The sequence below is a fragment of the Arthrobacter sp. UNCCL28 genome (assembly GCF_900102805.1).
Classification (GTDB): Bacteria; Actinomycetota; Actinomycetes; order Actinomycetales; family Micrococcaceae; genus Arthrobacter; species Arthrobacter nicotinovorans_A.
In genome coordinates this window covers 219,162-236,582 of sequence record NZ_FMWE01000002.1, presented here as the reverse complement: position 1 = coordinate 236,582, position 17,421 = coordinate 219,162, and the positions used below count along the sequence as shown (strand labels likewise).

Below are 17,421 nucleotides of genomic sequence, written 5' to 3'. Positions count from 1 at the left end.
TTGCCGAACAGTCTAAGGAGACCATGACCACCCAGAAGCACTCCGGATCCGATTCCGACGCCCAGGACATGAGTCCTGAACAAATCCAGGCCGTGATCGACCGGATTCTTTCCAAGGATGTACCTGCGCAGGCATCCGATGACAACGATGCCAGCGGGGTTTTCGGCAAGGCGCAAGCCATCTCCACCCTTGACCAGGAACACAGCATCTACGACGGTGACCAGGAAGACCTGGCAGAGCGCCGGGCCCTGCGCCGTACTGCGGGACTTTCAACGGAACTCGAAGATGTCACCGAGGTCGAATACCGGCAGTTGCGCCTGGAACGCGTTGTCCTTGCCGGCTTGTGGACCGAGGGCACTCTTGCAGATGCCGAGAACTCCCTGCGGGAGTTGGCTGCCCTGGCTGAGACGGCCGGTTCGGAAGTCCTCGATGGTTTGGTGCAGCGGCGCATGAAGCCGGACCCGGGCACCTTCCTGGGGTCAGGCAAGGCCCAGGAACTGAAGGACATCGTTGCCGCCACAGGCGCCGATACCGTCGTGGTTGACACCGAACTGGCGCCTTCCCAGCGCCGTGGGCTTGAGGACATTGTCAAAGTCAAGGTTGTCGACCGGACCACTCTGATCCTGGACATCTTCGCCCAGCATGCCAAGAGCCGTGAGGGCAAGGCCCAAGTTGAGCTTGCGCAGCTCGAGTACCTCCTGCCGCGCCTGCGTGGTTGGGGCGACTCGATGTCCCGCCAGGCCGGTGGCCAGGTGGGCGGAGCCGGCGCCGGAATGGGTTCACGTGGTCCGGGCGAAACCAAGATCGAACTGGATCGCCGCAGGATCCGGACGCGCATGGCCAAGCTTCGCCGTGAAATCGCTGCCATGAAGCCGGCGCGTGAGACCAAGCGGGCCAACCGCCGTCGTAATGCCGTTCCTTCTGTCGCGATCGCCGGTTACACGAACGCTGGAAAGTCCTCGCTCCTGAACCGCCTCACTGATGCCGGTGTCCTGGTGGAGAACGCCCTGTTCGCCACCTTGGATCCCACTGTTCGTAAGGCCCAGACTCCGGATGGCATCGGCTACACGCTTGCTGACACCGTGGGGTTTGTCCGTTCACTGCCCACGCAGCTGATCGAGGCTTTCCGTTCCACCCTGGAAGAAGTGGCCGACGCAGATTTGATCCTGCATGTGGTGGATGCCTCGCATCCTGATCCGGAAGGCCAGATCGCTGCCGTCCGCTCCGTCTTCACGGAGGTCGACGCCCGCAAGGTGCCCGAGATCATTGTGCTGAACAAGGTTGACGTTGCGGATCCCTTCGTCGTGGAGCGGCTCAAGCAGAAGGAACCCCGGCACGCGGTGGTTTCCACGCGTACAGGCCAGGGCATCGCTGAGTTGTTGGAAGACATCAGTCAATCCATTCCCCGGCCTGGAGTTCGGCTGGAACTGCTCATTCCCTACGATCGCGGCGAAATGATCAGTAAACTGCACAGCTCCGACTCGGAGATCCTGACCTTGGAGCACGAGGAAAACGGGACCCGCGTAGTTGTCATGGTCCGCGAAGGCCTGGCAGCCGAACTGGAGCCGTTCGTTACTAATGGTTGAGAAGGTGGCGGCGGACGCCGCTGAGTCATTGGGGGAGAAAACCACCCTCGAGTTGTTGGACCGGGCTGTTGCCGGCATGGGTGGTCAGAGCCGTGCCGGCCAGCACGAGATGGCCAAACACGTTGCCAGGGCCATTGAAACCGGGGAACACCTGCTGGTCCAGGCGGGAACGGGCACAGGTAAGTCGTTGGCGTACCTGATCCCGTTGATCGCGCATTCAATGGACAGCGCCAAACCGACTCTGGTGTCCACCGCCACCTTGGCACTCCAAACCCAGATTGTGGGCCGTGACCTGCCGCGGCTGCTGGAGAACATTACCCCCGCCCTTGAGCGGCCCGTCAAGGTGGCATTGGTCAAGGGCAGGGCCAACTACGTCTGCCGGCAAAAACTTGAAGGCGGGTTTCCCAGTGAGGAGCCTTCCGAAGGGCAGCTCTTCTCTTTGGGCGAGGACACCAGCGTCCCGCACTTTGCTGCATCCATGGGTGGGCCGCAATCCCAGTTGGGCAAGGAAGTGGTCCGGCTCCGGGAATGGGCGGAGAAGACCGCTACAGGCGATCGTGACGAGCTTATGCCGGGCGTCACGGACCGTGCCTGGAGACAGGTCTCTGTCACCTCCATGGAGTGCCTCGGCGCGCAGAAGTGTCCGCTGGCCGAAGAGTGCTTCAGCGAGCTGGCGCGCTCACGGGCCGGTGAGGCCGACGTCGTGGTTACCAACCACGCCATGCTGGCCGTCAGCGCCTTTGAGGGGCTCGCTGTGCTGCCTGAGTATGACGTCGTGGTGGTTGACGAGGCGCACGAACTGCAGGACCGCGTCACCGGCGCGGTCTCCGGCCAGCTGTCCGTGGCGATGGTCCACGCAGCGGCGTCAAGTGCCCGCAAGCACACCGCCATCACGGTGGACGCGCTCAATGCCGCGGCCGATCGCCTGGACATGGCCATAGCGGGCGTTCCCAATGGACTTCTGCCCAGCGGACTCAACGACGAACAGCTCGATTGCCTGGATCAGTTGCGGGAGGCCACGCGCGCGGCATTGTCGGATTCGAAGACCGACTCTTCAAACGCGGTCGACGGCGGCCGGCAACTGGCCCGCTCAAGGCTCATGCTCATCCTGGAGCTGTGTGAGCGCATGCTGGCCGCCAAGGAGAACCGGGAAGTCGTATGGTTCTCGCGGAACAGCACCTTTGACCCCAGCCAGGGGTACTCCCAACCCGACGAGACCGCCCCTGCGCTTATCAACATCGCTCCGTTGAGCGTTGCAGGCAGGTTGAGGGAAGGCTTGTTTGCGGGCCACACGGTGGTGCTCACCTCCGCGACCCTGGCCATCGGTTCGGCTTTTGAGCCGGCAGCCGGAGGCCTGGGGTTGATCGGCGATGGTGCACCGAGCTGGACGGGGATCGACGTCGGATCACCCTTCGACTACCCCAAACAAGGGGTGTTGTACGTGGCCAAGCACCTGCCCAAGCCAGGCCGCGGAACCTCACCTGATGCCCTGGATGAGTTGGAAGACCTCATCCGTGCCTCCGGCGGGGGAGCGTTGTGCCTTTTCTCCTCGCGACGTGCCGCCGAGGAAGCTGCCGATGCCATGCGGCTCCGACTTGATGTCAATATCCTCTGCCAGGGCGAATCCACCATGGCAGCCTTGGTCAAGCAGTTTGCCGATGAACCCGATACCTGCCTCTTCGGCACGATGTCCTTGTGGCAGGGCGTGGATGTCCCGGGTGGTTCATGCCGCCTGGTGGTCATTGACCGCATTCCCTTCCCGCGGCCCGATGACCCCCTGATGACTGCCCGCTCACGCGCTGTGGCGCAGTCCGGCGGCAACGGTTTCATGGCCGTGTCAGCTACTCATGCCGCTATCCGCCTGGCTCAAGGAGCAGGCCGGCTTATCCGGTCCACCGGCGACAAAGGGGTTGTGGCTGTCCTGGACTCCAGGCTCTCGACGGAGCGCTACGGAGGCTTCCTCCGGGCTGCACTGCCGCCCTTCTGGGCTACGACGGACCGCGCAGTGGTTCGGGGCGTGCTGGAGCGTTTGGGCTCCGCCAAGGCCTCCTAGAGGGAGCGCAGGACCGATACGACCTTGCCCATGATGGTGGCTTGGTCGCCCAAAATGGGTTCGTACTGGGTGTTTTGGGGAAGAAGCCACGTATGGCCATCGCGCTGGCGGAAGGTTTTGACGGTTGCTTCGTCGTCCAGCAGGGCGGCGACGATGTCTCCATTAATGGCGTCGTTCTGCCGGCGGACCACAACCCAGTCGCCGTCGCAGATAGCAGCGTCGATCATCGAATCGCCGGCCACCTTCAGCATGAACAGCTCGCCATGCCCGACGAGCTGCCGGGGCAGGGGAAGCACGTCCTCCACAGTCTGGTCAGCCAAAATGGGGCCGCCGGCAGCAATGCGGCCAACCAAGGGCACCATGGCAGTATCGCTGGCGCTGGCAAGCTCCGTCACGGCAAAGCCACCCGTGCTGCGCAGAGTTGCCGGCGCTTCCACTCCCGGGATGGGTCCGCCATCGAGGGTAAGGGGCATCAGGACTTCCATGGCCCTGGGACGTTTGGGATCGCGGCGGAGATAACCAAGTTTTTCCAGCTGGGAGAGCTGGTGAGTCACGCTCGACAGGCTCGCGAGCCCTACAGTGTCACCGATCTCGCGCATGCTGGGCGGATACCCGTTGTCGTTGACTGATCGCTGGATGGTTTCCAGGATCTTCTTCTGCCGGACGGTCAGGCTTTTGGGACTCTTTTGAGGCTGCTGGCTCCGCAGGGGTGCCCCGCCGCCGGTGGCTTTCGCTGCCATGTTCGCCAATGCCTTTCATTCCGCCCGGAGTGTGCCCGGGGACGAAAGGGTCTGCCAAAAATGTCAGACCCTCCTGTTCCACTGAAACAGTGCTGTTTCTTCACTCAAACGTAGGGCAGCCACAGGCGTTTATCAAACATTTGTTCTAGCGAGTCTCGACACCGTTCGTTGATAAGTGCTAAAAATGTCATAGCAAGGTTCGAATATGTGTTCTATAAACCTGCTGTTGAGGCCCGATGTTCGAACGATGTGTTCGAACGAAGTGTTCGGACAAGCCGTGACACGCAGGGGAACACCAAAGAATTGGCAGCCATGTACCGGGATCCGGCGCACGGCAATAGCTCAGAAGGGCTCAGCTCATGTCCGCAATCACTACGTTCGCTGATTTCCGTACCACCCAGGCGCCGACGCGCCTGCGTCTGACCCGACGGGGACGGATCGTCTTCTTCGGCATCCCTGCGATGCTGCTGGTGGCTGCGCTGCTGAGCCTTGCTGGTTTCATCACCTCTCCTGCAAAGGCATCTGATTCGCAGGCGCAGCTTCGGCCACCTGTTGCGGTAACGGTAACGGTCCAGCCGGGTCAGTCACTGTGGGGCATCGCCGGGGCTGCCGCTCCTGAGCGGGATCCGCGCGATGTCATCGCCGAGATCATCCAGTTGAACGACCTCCGCGGTGGCCGCATCCAGCCTGGCCAGCAGCTGTTTGTACCCGCCAGCTAGCGAATTCCGTCCCGGCACCCGCCGGGGTTCGGCGTCACAGTTAGTGGCCAGTCCACCCAGCCCCTTAAACTGGGGTGGTGAGTGACCAGCTTGAGCGACTTGACCGACTACCCCTCCGGACCAACCTGCGTGGACTGAGCCCCTATGGCGCGCCGCAGCTTGATGTTCCCATTTTGCTCAACGTCAACGAAAACACCCATGGAGTCCCTGCGGATGTTCAGGCGGCCATCACGGAAGCTGTAGCTGCTGCCGCCACCGGGCTCAACCGCTACCCGGACAGGGAGTTCACTGAACTCCGGGAATCGTTGGCCGAATACCTTGGCCACGGTCTCACTCCCGGCAACATCTGGGCAGCCAACGGTTCCAATGAGGTGTTGCAGCAGATCCTCCAGGCATTTGGCGGACCTGGCCGGAAGGCGCTGGGATTCCCGCCCACATACTCCATGTACCCGTTGCTGGCCAGCGGCACGGATACAGAGTACGTCCAGGGGGTCCGGGCCGAGGACTATGGGCTCGATGCAGCTTCGGCTGCCGCCCAGGTCCGTGAAACAGGAGCCAACATTGTGTTCCTCTGCTCTCCCAACAATCCAACCGGCACAGGGCTGGGCCTTGATGTCGTTGAGGCTGTTTACGACGCCGGCGAAGCCAGCCGGGCCATAGTGATTGTTGATGAGGCGTACCACGAGTTCGCGCACGACAATACGCCGAGCGCACTGACCCTGCTGCCTGGACGCGAGCGTTTGATCGTTTCCCGCACCATGAGCAAGGCGTTTGCCCTTGCGGGTGCCCGGCTGGGTTACATGGCCGCGGCGCCGGAGGTCACGGATGCCATCAGGTTGGTCCGCCTCCCGTACCACCTCTCGGCTGTCACGCAGGCGACCGCCCTCGCCGCGCTCAATCACCGCGAAGCCCTCATGGCCGACGTCGAGGACATTAAGATCCAACGCGACCGGATTGTGACCGAACTCCTGCGCATGGGCTTGAAGCCTGCGGCCTCGGACTCCAACTACGTTTTCTTCGGTGGGCTCGAGAACCCGCATGCGATCTGGCAGGGCCTGCTTGATGCGGGGGTCCTGATCCGCGACGTCGGCATTCCCGGCCACTTGCGGGTTACGGCCGGAACAGAGCCGGAAACCACGGCGTTCCTCCAGGCGCTGGAAGCGCTGTTGGACGGGCAGGCGTCACAGCCCGCCTAAACTTGTATGTTGAACCCATCCACTCTTCGTGTATAAGGACATCCCAATGAGCGAAACCGGCGCCACGCCGTCCGCTGCCCGCACCGCGCGCATGGAGCGCACCACCAGCGAATCCTCAGTCTTGGTGGAGATCAACCTGGATGGGACCGGTGTCTCGGACATCAGCACCTCCGTGCCGTTTTATGACCACATGCTCACGGCACTGTGCAAGCACTCGCTGATTGACATGACCGTCAAAGCCACCGGCGATACCCACATCGATGCCCACCACACGGTGGAAGATGTGGCCATCACGTTCGGTGAGGTGCTGCGCACAGCCTTGGGCAACAAGGCCGGGATCCGCCGCTTCGGCGAAGCCACCGTTCCTTTGGATGAAGCCCTGGCGCACGCCGTGGTGGACGTCTCGGGCCGGCCGTACCTGGTTCACGGCGGAGAACCTGCCGGCCAGGAGTACCACTTGATTGGTGGTCACTTCACCGGTTCGTTGACCCGCCACGTTTTTGAGGCCATTACGCTGCACGCAGGGATTTGCCTGCACATGAACGTTCTCGCCGGCCGCGATCCCCACCATATCGTGGAAGCCCAGTTCAAAGCCTTTGCCCGGGCGCTCCGTGCCGCGGTGGAATCCGATCCCAGGGTCGAGGGCATTCCCTCCACCAAGGGGGCGTTGTGAGCGGTCAGGTACTCAAAGACGGGGCAGTGGCCGACACCATCGCTTCGGTCAAGCCCACGTCGCCGGAAGGCAAGCCCACTGTCACGGTGCTCGACTACGGTTCCGGCAACGTTCGTTCGGCTGTCAGGGCCTTGGAACGTGCAGGGGCTCATGTCGTGCTCAGTTCCAAACCCGAAGACGTACTCAATGCCGACGGCCTGGTGGTCCCCGGTGTCGGCGCCTTCGAAACCGTCATGAAGGAACTCAAAGCAGTAGACGGCATCCGCATGATCGGTCGCCGGGTTGCCGGTGGCCGCCCGGTACTTGCCATTTGCGTTGGTTTGCAGGTCCTTTTCGAAGCCGGGGTGGAACACGGCACCGAATCCGAAGGCATGGCCGAGTGGCCGGGCAAGGTGGAACTCCTCCCGGCACCCGTTGTCCCGCACATGGGCTGGAACACCGTGGATGTCCCGGAAGGTTCCAGGCTTTTTGCCGGCGTCGAGGACGAGCGTTTCTATTTCGTGCACTCGTACGGTGTGCAGGAGTGGAATTTCGATGTTGTCCAACCGCGCATGGCTCCGCCCAAGGTGACATGGTCAGAGCACGGCGCACGCTTCATCGCCGCCGTCGAAAATGGCCCGTTATGCGCAACGCAGTTCCACCCGGAGAAGTCCGGCGATGCCGGTGCGCGCCTGCTGAGGAACTGGGTGGACGGCCTGAAAAAGCCGGCAACTCCAGCGGCCGAAGCCAGCGGAAGCGGTGCCGCCTAGATGTGGTCTGTTGTCCTCATGGGCCTCGCCGGCGTGCTGGTGGGAGGCGGCATTTCCTTCCACCAGCAGAAGAAACCGCGCTGGGTTTCCATTGCCTTTTACGCGCTGGCAGGGATGTCCCTGCTGGCCGCCTACCTCTTGACGCTGCCCGGTAACTGAACCGGGCATCAACCAGACCGCGTCGAACCTCGAACTCCAAGGACCCACATGACCACCTCCGCCCAGCCCGTGCTGGAACTCCTGCCCGCCGTCGACATCGTTGACGGCCAGGCGGTCCGCCTCCTCCAAGGGGAGGCCGGCTCGGAAACCAGCTACGGAACACCTCTGGAAGCAGCCCTGAACTGGCAGAATGCCGGCGCTGAATGGGTTCACATGGTTGACCTCGATGCCGCTTTCGGCCGTGGCAACAACGCCGGCCTCATCAGTGAGGTGGTGAAGCAGCTGAACGTGAAGGTGGAACTGTCCGGAGGATTGCGTGATGACGAGTCGTTGGACCGCGCCCTTGAACTGGGCGTCGCACGCGTGAATCTTGGCACGGCAGCGCTGGAGAACCCGGAATGGACCCGCAGGGCCATCGACCGCTTTGGTGACAAGATCGCCGTCGGACTCGATGTCCGCGGTACCACCCTGGCCGGGCGCGGCTGGACCAAGGAGGGTGGCGACCTTTGGGAGGTCCTGGCCCGCCTCGAGGATGCCGGCTGCGCACGTTATGTAGTCACGGACGTCACCAAGGACGGAACCTTGCAGGGGCCCAATGTGGAACTGCTGCGTCAAATGGTGGAGAAGACCGGCAAGCCCGTTGTGGCCTCCGGTGGGATTTCCAGCCTTGAGGACCTCAGGGTGCTGCGTGAACTGGTGCCGCTGGGCGTTGAGGGCGCGATTGTGGGCAAGGCTCTGTACGCCGGTGCCTTCACGCTGCCCGAGGCCCTGGACGTTGCCGGTCGTCGCTGATGCCCCACGACGCCGGACACCGGCAAGGTAACCAGGCAGGTTCCGGAAGCCGGCACTTGCCAGGCCACATTGCTGCCGCATTGGCCGGTGCCGGGGGAGCAACCGACTCGGCCGGGCAGCCGTGGGCGGGCAGGAGCCTTAGTGGGGACGATGCCAGGATCCACAACTTTGAGGACGACGACGGAACGGCCGACGCCGGCTACCTCACCGCCATCGCCTCGCTGATCCAAGGTGCCGGTACCGAGGCCGACGTTGTTGCCTCGCTGGCGACTGCACGGGTATTCGTTCCGGTCGTTGCGCAGTTGGCTGAGGAAGCTGAGGGCGTCGAGGGGCTGCACGCCGACAAGCAGGCTGATATGGCGTTGGTCACACTCAAGGCGCCTGACGGTCGCAAGGCGATGCCCGTATTCACTTCTGCTGCAGCACTGGAAGCCTGGCACGGCGAAGCCCGTCCCGTGGCGGTTTATGCGGCTCGCGCTGCGCTCTCAGCAGTCTCTGAAGGCGCGCAGTTGCTTGTTGTGGATCCCGGCTCGGACTTCACGTTCGTGGTCCGGCGCCCTGCCCTGTGGGCCCTCGCCCAGCAGCGGGACTGGACGCCGTCATACCTTGATGATCAACTGGAGTCTGCTCTCGCTTCAACAGTGTCAACTTTCCGGACGGTCCGCCGGCTCCAGACGCAACCCGGCGCAGGCGTAGCGTCGTTGACAGCCGATGGCCGCACCGTGTCCGGCGGCGGCTCCGGTCCGGAGTTGCGCGTGGTGCTCTATCTCGAAGATGGCCTCGATGCGGTGGCTGTCCAAGCGCTGGTTGCCCAACTTAACGAGGCATGGGCGCGGATGGATTCCTTCGCAGAGGGCGTTGACTCCATTGAAGTGAAATTGCAGCGTGCAGCACAGGAGCCTGGGCCGCACTAACGGCAGCCGGTTCCCCGGCCTGCCCCGGGGGAACAAGAGGTTTTAGCCAGTGAATTTCGCTCTCTACAAAGAGATGCTGTCCATCCGCCCTGTCCGGCGCTTGCTGGTGGTGGGCATGATCGCGCGTATTCCGCACTCTGCAGCAGGCGTTCTGCTGACCTTGCACATCGTCTTGACCCTGAACCAGGGATACGCCGCCGCGGGCGCGGCCGCCGCTGTCATGACCATTGGCATTGCCGTGGGCGCGCCGTGGCGGGGCCGAAGGGTTGACACGGTGGGCCTGAGGAAGGCCCTGATTCCTTCCGTGGTCTCCGAGACCGTGATCTGGTCCATCGTCCCGCACGTTTCCTACGAGTGGCTTCTGCCATTGGTTTTTGTCGGCGGGCTCTTTACCCTGCCGATCTTCAGTGTCGTGCGTCAGTCGTTGGGCGTCATGGTTGAGGGCGAACAGCGCCGGTCTGCCTTCGCCCTGGATTCCATTGCCACGGAACTTGTCTTCATGATTGGACCTGCCGTTGGCGCCATTGTGGCCACGGCCGGTTTCTCGGCGATCGGTCTGACAGCGGTAGGCATCTCGGTGTCGGTGGCTGGCTTGTTCCTCATGTGGTTCAACCCGCCGACTCGAAGTGAAACCGCCTGCACTCCGGAGGAGTCCGCGGACCGTGCTGCGGCGGACCTCGCTGCCGCGGAGGCGGCGATGGTGGCTTCCGCGCCGGCGCACGTTCAGGAAGCGGCCTCCGAGATGACGTCTCCAACGTCGCGCAGTGCAGCGCTCAAAAGCCGGGTTGCCAGGAATTTCACCTGGTTCACTGCCTCCGTGGCTGCGCTTTTCGCGGTGGCGGCGGGATCGGGCATGGTGCTCAGTGGCTCGGATGTCAGCATCGTTGGCCTGTTGGAACGTGGCGGGCATGAGAACCAGATCGGCATCGTGTTCTTTTTCTGGTGCGCATCATCGGTGGTCGGCGGGCTGATTTACGGCTCCATGAAGCGTTCCATTTCGCCCATGCTGCTCCTGTTGGGAATGGCCGCACTGACCATTCCCATGGGCTTTGCCCAGGACACCTGGACGTTGGCCTTCCTGTCGCTTTTGCCGGGCCTGCTCTGCGCGCCCGTCTTGTCAGCGTCCTCGGAAAAGGTGGCCGACCTCGTCGATGAGGAACGCCGCGGCGAGGCCATGGGCTGGTATGGCTCTGCCCTCACGGCAGGCGTCGCCCTTGGCGCTCCTTTGGCCGGCGTCTTCATCGACACGGTTGGCCCTTCCGCCGGCTTTGCGGCCATCGGTTCGGCAGGTGTCCTGCTCTGCGTCGCGGGTCTGCTCCTGACCTCCTTGCGCCGCCGGGCCGCCCGCGTCTAATCGCATCAACTGCGGTCCAAACGGACAAACCGGAAGAACCGGAAGAACCGGAGGAACCGGAAGAACCGGGCGCGCCGAGCGAACCAGACAGCCGACAAAGCCGGACAAGCCGGGAACGCACGACGGCGGGTCGACCACATGTGGTCGACCCGCCGTCGTTGATTCCTGGGGGAGTTGGGGGCTAGTTAACCGGTCCGGTGAACTTCTCGCCCGGGCCCTTGCCCGGGGCGTCCGGGATGAGCGAGGCTTCGCGGAATGCCAATTGCAGTGAGCGAAGGCCGTCGCGCAACGGACCAGCGTGCTGGGACCCGATCTCCGGGGCAGCCGCCGACACGAGGCCGGCCAGGGCTGTGATCAGCTTGCGGGCTTCGTCGAGGTCCTTGAGGTCCTCTGCGTTGGGGTCGTCCGCCAGGCCTACCTTCACCGCAGCTGCGCTCATCAAGTGAACGGCGCCAGTGGTGATGACTTCCACGGCCGGTACTTCAGCGATGTCGCGGATCTGCTGGGAAACACCGGAATCGGTGGCAGGCGCGGCGTCGCTGTAGGAGTTGCGGGAATTGCTGTCTTCAGTGCTCATACTGGTAAGCTTGTCACAGACCGACTGGAAGTCGTTATTCATGGCCCGGATGTTCACGGCCAGATGTTTATGGCCAGAAGTTCAGGGCCAACATCAGCAGTAATGGTCCCGCCGCGTGCAATGTGCACTTGGCGGGTTGTTTCTGTAGAATTGTCTTTCAGTTTGCAAGCGGAGTTCTCTCCCACCCGCGTCAGCCGTTTCCCTTCAGGGACATGATCCCTTCGGGGACAAGAGGTTGCCGGGTACCTGGTCGGACACTTGGGTGGCACAGCCACCCGAAGTGCGTACTCCCTGTAGGGGCAGTGCAGCCGATCTTCGAGGCCTTCGATTGCGCCAGCAATTGGGGGCCTTCTCTATTTGCCGGTGAACTCACCACAACCACAGGAGCTTTAACATTAGCGAGCCAAGAATCAATGAGCGTATCCGCGTCCCCGAGGTGCGGTTGGTCGGCCCTGCCGGCGAACAGGTAGGAATTGTCCGCATCGAGGACGCCCTGCGTCTTGCTGCCGAATCCGATCTCGATCTCGTTGAAGTTGCCCCGCAGGCTAAGCCTCCTGTTTGCAAGTTGATGGACTTCGGCAAGTACAAGTACGAGGCTGCAGTTAAGGCCCGCGAAGCCCGCAAGAACCAGACCAACACGGTTCTGAAGGAAATTCGCTTCCGCCTCAAGATCGACAAGCACGACTACGAAACCAAGCGCGGTCACGCCCTTCGGTTCCTCGGTGCAGGTGACAAGGTCAAGGCCATGATCCAGTTCCGTGGCCGTGAGCAGCAGCGTCCCGAGATGGGCATCCGCCTTCTCCAGAAGTTTGCCGAAGATGTTGCCGAGGTTGGCATAGTAGAGTCCAGCCCGCGCATCGATGGCCGCAACATGGTCATGGTGATCGGTCCGCTGAAGAACAAGGCCGAAGCCAAGGCAGAAGCCCGCCGCGCGGCACAGCGTGCAGAAGCCAAGGCCCAGAACGAGGCCAAGGCTTCCGGACGCGTGGACACCGACGGTGACCAGGCTCCGCTGACCCAGAGCTTGGGCGACCTTCTTCCGGCCGGCCTGCTGGTTGGCGAAGAGGAGACCACGCAGGAAACTCCCGAGGCTCCTGAGGTTGAAGCAGCCGAAGTCCAAGAGGCTCCGGTTGTTGAAGAAGCCCCGGCAGCTGAAGAGGCAACGCCAGCCGAGGAAGCTCCTGTTGCAGAGGAAGCTCCGGCACCCGTTGTTGAAGAAGCACCCGTAGTCAAGGAAGCTCCGGCTCCCAAGGCTGAACCGGCCAAGGCAGCACCTGCAAAGGCTGCTCCGGCCCAAAAGGCTCCGGCCCAAAAGGCTCCGGCTGAGAAGGCTCCGGCAGCGAAGGCTGCCCCGGTTGAAACTCCGAAGCCTGTGGTCCCGGCCGCTCCGAAGCCTGCAGTTCCTGCGGCTCCGAAGCCCATGGCCAAGCCGGCAGCTCCCAAGCCGGCAGCTCGGCCCGCGGCCCCCAAGGCCGCGCCGAAGCCTGCGTCACGCAAGACCAACTAGTTCAACGCCGCGGAGGCCCCGCCTCCACCGGCAAGCAACCAGCACGCCGGCCCTCGCGGGCCGGCTGCGCGAAAGAATCGCGGACTCGTCCGTGGATACGTAAGGAGATCGGTTCCCATGCCGAAGATGAAGACCCACAGCGGTGCTAAGAAGCGCTTCAAGCTGACCGGTACCGGCAAGCTGAAGCGCCAGCAGGCCAACCGCCGTCACTACCTGGAGCACAAGTCCTCCAGGCTGACCCGTCGTCTCGCCGGCGACAAGCTCGTCTTCAAGGGCGATGCCAAGGTCATCAAGAAGATGCTCGGCGTCTAAGTTCCAAGTTCTTTGGTTACTGCCATCCGGCAGTGGCCGACTACACCAAAAGCCTTCTCAGGCCGGCCGGGTTTCCGGCAGTAGCAGCTTGGGATAAAGATTTCTGAAGGAGTACGCACGTGGCACGTGTGAAGCGGGCGGTAAACGCCCACAAGAAGCGCCGGGTTGTCCTCGAACGCGCCAAGGGTTACCGCGGTCAGCGTTCGCGCCTGTACCGCAAGGCCAAAGAGCAGCTGCTGCACTCGTTTGTGTACAGCTACGGTGACCGCCGTAAGAAGAAGGGTGACTTCCGTCGCCTCTGGATCCAGCGTATCAACGCTGCATCCCGCGCCAACGGCCTCACCTACAACCGTCTCATCCAGGGCCTGAAGGCCGCTGAGGTTGAGGTTGACCGCCGTATGCTGGCCGAGCTGGCCGTCTCTGACGCCAACGCTTTCGCCGCTCTGGTGAACGTTGCAAAGGCTGCACTTCCGGCTGACACGTCCGCTCCGGCCGCCAAGGCCGAGGCTGCTCCGAAGGTTGCAAAGGTTGCTCCGGCTGCTGCGACGGCAACGGCCGTCAAGGCTGTCGTTTCCGAAAAGCCGGCCATCGATGGCGCAGTTGCCGCTGATGGCGACGAGGCTCCGGAAGGCTACGCCATCAAGGGCAACGCCGAGTCCAAGAAGTACCACGTTCCGGGTTCCACCTGGTACAACACCACCGCTGCTGAATACTGGTTCTCCACCGTTGAGGCTGCAAAGGCTGCCGGCTTCGAGCCTGCAGGTGGCGAAGCACGCCAGCAGATCAAGAACTAGTCGCAACTGCCACTAAAGTTCTTTATATGAACCAAACCGGGCGCCCGCAAGACTTTCCGATGACCAACCCCCGTGCAGATCGGGTGAGGGACGTCGCCAAGCTTGCCGGGCGCCCGGCGCGTTTAAAACGCGGGCGCTTCCTGGCCGAGGGTCCGCAAGCGGTGCGTGAGGCGTTGAGCCTGCACCGCGAGCGTGCCGCGGCGGGAGGTTCCGCCGTCGTGCATGAAGTCTTTGCCAGCGAAGCGTGCCTGGACCGTCTACCGGAACTCGCCGAGCTCGCCCTGGGTACTCCTCTCCGGCTGGCCAGTGACGAAGTCCTGGCAGCCATGGCAGATACAGTCAATCCGCAGGGGATTGTGGCTGTGTGCAGCTTTGTGGACGTCACCCTTGAATCAGTACTCGACGCCGGCCCGCGCCTGATCGCGGTCATGTGCCAGGTCCGGGACCCCGGCAATGCCGGTACTGTCCTTCGTGCTGCCGATGCCGCAGGCGCCGATGCCGTGGTGCTGACAGGTTCCAGCGTGGATATTTACAACCCCAAGGCCGTCCGGTCCACAGCCGGTTCGCTGTTCCACCTTCCAGTGGTGCTCGGCGCCGATGTGGAGGACCTCGTGGAGCGTTGCCGTGAGCGGGGTATTGGCATCCTGGCCGCTGATGGCTACGGGACCGTCAACCTGGACAAGCTCCAGGACGAAAATGCTGCCCGAAGGCTTGGAAACGGTTCCGTTGCCTCTGAGTATGCCCTCGAAGCCCCTACAGCGTGGCTGTTCGGCAATGAGGCGCAGGGTTTGTCGGATGATGAACTGGCACTTGCCGACCACCGGGTGGCTGTCCCCGTTTACGGAGCGGCTGAGAGTTTGAACCTGGGAACGGCGGCGACAGTATGCCTCTACGCCAGTGCACGTTCCCAGCAGGGTGTCACAGTGGGGAATGTCTAAAGACCGCCTCCCCGGGTACGGTAATGCATGCGGGATCAGACGATGACGACTCTTCTTGGCTCATGACATTCCTTCCCAAACCCGAAGAGGTGAAGCTTTCGTGGCTGCAGGTGGCGGTACCAAAGCGATTGTGGCGGCTCTGGCTGCCAATCTGACCATTGCTGTCCTGAAATTTATTGCGTTCTTTTTGACGGCATCATCGTCCATGCTTGCCGAAGCCATCCACTCGGTGGCGGACTCCGGCAACCAGCTTCTTCTGCTGGTGGGCGGTAAGCGTGCCAAGCGCGCGGCGAGCCCGGAACATCCATTCGGTTACGGCCGCGAACGGTACATCTACGCTTTCATCGTCTCGATCGTGTTGTTCAGCGTCGGTGGCCTGTTCGCCCTGTATGAGGCCTGGGAGAAGTTCCAGCACCCCCATGGCATCGAGGGAGACTTTTGGTGGGTGCCGCTGGCTGTCCTGGTCGGTGCCATCCTGGCTGAGTCGTTCTCGTTCCGCACGGCGATTATCGAATCGAACCACATCCGCGGCAAGCAGTCATGGGTGAAGTTTGTCCGCAACGCCAAGCAGCCGGAACTTCCTGTCATCCTCCTGGAGGATTTCGGCGCGCTCCTTGGCTTGCTCTTCGCGTTGTTCGGTGTGAGCATGACGCTGGTTACCGGAAATGGTGTCTGGGATGCCCTGGGTACAGCCATGATCGGACTCCTGCTGGTGGCTATTGCGGTGATACTTGCGGTGGAAACAAAGTCCCTGTTGCTGGGGGAGTCGGCTACCAAAGAGGACGTCCAACGTATTACTGAAGCGTTGGAAGCGGACGGAACCCGCATCATCCACCTCAAGACGTTGCACTTGGGCCCGGAGGAACTGCTGGTGGCGGCCAAGATCTCCATGGGAGCCTCTGAGACGGGGCAGGAGATTGCCAAGGGAATCGACGACGCCGAACAGCGGATCCGCGCAGCAGTGCCCATTGCGCGGGTCATCTATTTGGAGCCGGACATCGTACGCGTTCAGGCACCTGGGCTGGGCTGACGCAGACCGCAGGGCAATGAAGAGGGGCTCCGCGCAAAGCGGAGCCCCTCTTCATTGGCCCATGTTCCGGGCGGTGCTGCTGTTTGCCTCAGCTGACAAGAGGCCTTTTGCGTTCCACCATGCCGCTGATCAGGGCCACGCCGAGGCCCAGTATGGCGAGCACGGCGCCCACCAGTGCCGGGGCCACATATCCCCATCCCCATGCGATCACGGTGCCGCCCAGGAAGGCTCCGAGGGCGTTGGCAATGTTGAGGGCAGAGTGGTTCAGCGAGGACGCCAGGGAAGCAGCGCCAGGGGCAGCATCCAGCAGGCGGGTCTGCAGTGCGGGTGTCAGCATCGAACCGACGCCTCCAACGACGAAGGCCATGATGAATGCCGCCCAGGCCCAATGCGCCGCGATGGCGTAGACCACCAGGGCCACTGCGATCCCCGGCATCACCCAGTAGATGGTTCCCATGACGGATTTGTCCGCGATGCGTCCGCCCACGATGTTGCCTGCCACCATGCCGAGGCCATAGAGGGCCACCACGGCGGGAATGAGGCTCTCGGGGATTCCGGCCACCGAGGTCATGGTGTGCGCGATGTAGGTGTAGACGGCAAAGAAGCCGCCGAAACCAATGATGCCGATCAGCAGGGCCAGCCATACTTGGAGGCGCTTGAGGGCGCCGAGTTCGCGTCGGATGCTGGCATCCGGGTGGGCTGCTTCGAAGGGTACGAATTTCCACACCATGGCCACCGTCAGCAACCCGATGGCGCCCACAATGATGAAGAGCAGCCGCCACCCGAATGTCTGTCCCACCCAGGTGGCCAGCGGTACGCCAATGACATTGGATACCGTGAGGCCGGCCATCACCATGGAGATCGCCCACCCGCGTTTGGTGGGAGCAACCAGGCCGGCAGCGATGACGGCTGCTACGCCGAAGAAGGCTCCGTGCGGAAGCCCTGAAGCGAAGCGGGAGAGCAGCATGAAGCCGTAGTCCGGTGCGACGAAGGATGTCAGGTTGGCCAAGGACAGGAACAGCATGAGTCCCAAGGCGAGGTGCTTTTTGGGGAGCTTGGCTCCAAAGGCGGCGAAGATCGGCGCGCCGATCACCACCCCCAGGGCGTAGGCCGAAATCAGGTTTCCTGCCTCGGGGGTGCTGATGCCGAGTCCCTCCTCCACTTCCTTCAGGAGGCCCATCATGGCGAACTCAGTGGTACCGATGGCAAAACCTCCCATGGCCAGTGCAAGGATGGCCAGGCCAAGGTGGCGCCTTGTTGCTTTGGCGGCGGTCGGCGGGGACGTGGTGGTAGTCATAACCCTGTTTCTTACGGTGTGCCTTGCGGCT

At 62.7% G+C, this 17,421-nt stretch carries 18 protein-coding genes; 15 read left to right on the top strand and 3 right to left on the bottom strand.

The window, feature by feature from the left end; genetic code table 11:
* The first annotated feature begins 23 nt into the window (after positions 1–23).
* On the top strand, positions 24–1,586 hold the full coding sequence (hflX, locus tag BLQ01_RS05730) for a GTPase HflX (protein ID WP_026541577.1): 1,563 nt from the start codon (positions 24–26) through the stop codon (positions 1,584–1,586).
* On the top strand, positions 1,579–3,639 hold the full coding sequence (locus BLQ01_RS05725; protein ID WP_091550560.1) for an ATP-dependent DNA helicase: 2,061 nt from the start codon (positions 1,579–1,581) through the stop codon (positions 3,637–3,639). The genes hflX and BLQ01_RS05725 overlap by 8 nt, the downstream gene beginning before the upstream one ends.
* On the opposite strand, the gene lexA is transcribed toward BLQ01_RS05725, so the two are convergent.
* Positions 3,636–4,379: a transcriptional repressor LexA gene (gene lexA / locus BLQ01_RS05720; RefSeq protein ID WP_026541579.1), complete on the bottom strand. Its 744-nt coding sequence runs from the start codon at positions 4,377–4,379 to the stop codon at positions 3,636–3,638. The genes BLQ01_RS05725 and lexA overlap by 4 nt on opposite strands.
* A gap of 359 nt (positions 4,380–4,738) precedes the next feature.
* Between lexA and BLQ01_RS05715 the strand changes: the two genes are divergently transcribed.
* The 8 genes from BLQ01_RS05715 to BLQ01_RS05685 all read left to right on the top strand — a co-directional run bounded on the left by BLQ01_RS05715 (position 4,739) and on the right by BLQ01_RS05685 (position 10,935).
* Positions 4,739–5,098, top strand: a complete 360-nt coding sequence (locus BLQ01_RS05715) for a LysM peptidoglycan-binding domain-containing protein (protein WP_026541580.1) — start codon at positions 4,739–4,741, stop codon at positions 5,096–5,098.
* 77 nt (positions 5,099–5,175) lie between these two features.
* Positions 5,176–6,294, top strand: coding sequence for a histidinol-phosphate transaminase (locus tag BLQ01_RS05710; RefSeq protein ID WP_091550559.1), 1,119 nt, complete (start codon positions 5,176–5,178; stop codon positions 6,292–6,294).
* 46 nt (positions 6,295–6,340) lie between these two features.
* A complete protein-coding gene (gene hisB / locus BLQ01_RS05705) occupies positions 6,341–6,967 on the top strand; it encodes an imidazoleglycerol-phosphate dehydratase HisB (RefSeq protein ID WP_026541582.1) in 627 nt (208 codons plus the stop codon).
* Positions 6,964–7,716 (top strand): imidazole glycerol phosphate synthase subunit HisH, encoded by a 753-nt coding sequence (gene hisH / locus BLQ01_RS05700; protein ID WP_091550557.1) that lies wholly within the window; start codon positions 6,964–6,966, stop codon positions 7,714–7,716. The genes hisB and hisH overlap by 4 nt, the downstream gene beginning before the upstream one ends.
* Positions 7,717–7,875, top strand: coding sequence for a hypothetical protein (locus BLQ01_RS22295; RefSeq protein ID WP_167332884.1), 159 nt, complete (start codon positions 7,717–7,719; stop codon positions 7,873–7,875).
* A gap of 48 nt (positions 7,876–7,923) precedes the next feature.
* A complete protein-coding gene (priA, locus tag BLQ01_RS05695; protein ID WP_026541584.1) occupies positions 7,924–8,667 on the top strand; it encodes a bifunctional 1-(5-phosphoribosyl)-5-((5-phosphoribosylamino)methylideneamino)imidazole-4-carboxamide isomerase/phosphoribosylanthranilate isomerase PriA in 744 nt (247 codons plus the stop codon).
* On the top strand, positions 8,667–9,581 hold the full coding sequence (locus BLQ01_RS05690) for an SseB family protein (RefSeq protein ID WP_026541585.1): 915 nt from the start codon (positions 8,667–8,669) through the stop codon (positions 9,579–9,581). The genes priA and BLQ01_RS05690 overlap by 1 nt, the downstream gene beginning before the upstream one ends.
* A gap of 49 nt (positions 9,582–9,630) precedes the next feature.
* Complete coding sequence (locus BLQ01_RS05685; RefSeq protein ID WP_026541586.1) at positions 9,631–10,935, top strand: MFS transporter; 1,305 nt, start codon at positions 9,631–9,633, stop codon at positions 10,933–10,935.
* Between the two features lie 181 nt (positions 10,936–11,116).
* Here the strand turns inward: BLQ01_RS05685 and BLQ01_RS05680 are convergent, their stop codons facing one another.
* Complete coding sequence (locus tag BLQ01_RS05680; protein WP_091551129.1) at positions 11,117–11,512, bottom strand: DUF1844 domain-containing protein; 396 nt, start codon at positions 11,510–11,512, stop codon at positions 11,117–11,119.
* 394 nt (positions 11,513–11,906) lie between these two features.
* Between BLQ01_RS05680 and infC the strand changes: the two genes are divergently transcribed.
* From infC to BLQ01_RS05655, 5 genes are all read left to right on the top strand, one after another.
* Positions 11,907–13,019 (top strand): translation initiation factor IF-3, encoded by a 1,113-nt coding sequence (infC, locus tag BLQ01_RS05675; protein ID WP_091550556.1) that lies wholly within the window; start codon positions 11,907–11,909, stop codon positions 13,017–13,019.
* Between the two features lie 117 nt (positions 13,020–13,136).
* Positions 13,137–13,331, top strand: coding sequence for a 50S ribosomal protein L35 (gene rpmI / locus BLQ01_RS05670; protein WP_011774324.1), 195 nt, complete (start codon positions 13,137–13,139; stop codon positions 13,329–13,331).
* A gap of 119 nt (positions 13,332–13,450) precedes the next feature.
* Positions 13,451–14,125: a 50S ribosomal protein L20, sunset domain variant gene (rplT, locus tag BLQ01_RS05665; RefSeq protein ID WP_091550554.1), complete on the top strand. Its 675-nt coding sequence runs from the start codon at positions 13,451–13,453 to the stop codon at positions 14,123–14,125.
* A gap of 26 nt (positions 14,126–14,151) precedes the next feature.
* Positions 14,152–15,063: a TrmH family RNA methyltransferase gene (locus tag BLQ01_RS05660; RefSeq protein ID WP_026541590.1), complete on the top strand. Its 912-nt coding sequence runs from the start codon at positions 14,152–14,154 to the stop codon at positions 15,061–15,063.
* A 100-nt stretch (positions 15,064–15,163) separates the two neighbouring features.
* Positions 15,164–16,093: a cation diffusion facilitator family transporter gene (locus tag BLQ01_RS05655; protein ID WP_026547340.1), complete on the top strand. Its 930-nt coding sequence runs from the start codon at positions 15,164–15,166 to the stop codon at positions 16,091–16,093.
* An 88-nt stretch (positions 16,094–16,181) separates the two neighbouring features.
* Here BLQ01_RS05655 and BLQ01_RS05650 read toward each other — a convergent pair whose 3' ends face one another.
* Positions 16,182–17,390, bottom strand: a complete 1,209-nt coding sequence (locus BLQ01_RS05650) for an MFS transporter (protein WP_026547341.1) — start codon at positions 17,388–17,390, stop codon at positions 16,182–16,184.
* Positions 17,391–17,421 lie beyond the last annotated feature (31 nt).

Bases quoted from the DNA above. Each gene is read 5' to 3' on its own strand.
- hisB (WP_026541582.1), top strand. From the start codon at position 6,341: ATGAGCGAAACCGGCGCCACGCCGTCCGCTGCCCGCACCGCGCGCATG.
- lexA (WP_026541579.1), bottom strand. From the start codon at position 4,379: ATGGCAGCGAAAGCCACCGGCGGCGGGGCACCCCTGCGGAGCCAGCAG.
- rpmI (WP_011774324.1), top strand. From the start codon at position 13,137: ATGCCGAAGATGAAGACCCACAGCGGTGCTAAGAAGCGCTTCAAGCTG.
- BLQ01_RS05660 (WP_026541590.1), top strand. From the start codon at position 14,152: ATGAACCAAACCGGGCGCCCGCAAGACTTTCCGATGACCAACCCCCGT.
- BLQ01_RS05690 (WP_026541585.1), top strand. From the start codon at position 8,667: ATGCCCCACGACGCCGGACACCGGCAAGGTAACCAGGCAGGTTCCGGA.
- BLQ01_RS05680 (WP_091551129.1), bottom strand. From the start codon at position 11,512: ATGAGCACTGAAGACAGCAATTCCCGCAACTCCTACAGCGACGCCGCG.
- hflX (WP_026541577.1), top strand. From the start codon at position 24: ATGACCACCCAGAAGCACTCCGGATCCGATTCCGACGCCCAGGACATG.
- BLQ01_RS05715 (WP_026541580.1), top strand. From the start codon at position 4,739: ATGTCCGCAATCACTACGTTCGCTGATTTCCGTACCACCCAGGCGCCG.
- BLQ01_RS05650 (WP_026547341.1), bottom strand. From the start codon at position 17,390: ATGACTACCACCACGTCCCCGCCGACCGCCGCCAAAGCAACAAGGCGC.
- BLQ01_RS05725 (WP_091550560.1), top strand. From the start codon at position 1,579: ATGGTTGAGAAGGTGGCGGCGGACGCCGCTGAGTCATTGGGGGAGAAA.
- priA (WP_026541584.1), top strand. From the start codon at position 7,924: ATGACCACCTCCGCCCAGCCCGTGCTGGAACTCCTGCCCGCCGTCGAC.
- BLQ01_RS22295 (WP_167332884.1), top strand. From the start codon at position 7,717: ATGTGGTCTGTTGTCCTCATGGGCCTCGCCGGCGTGCTGGTGGGAGGC.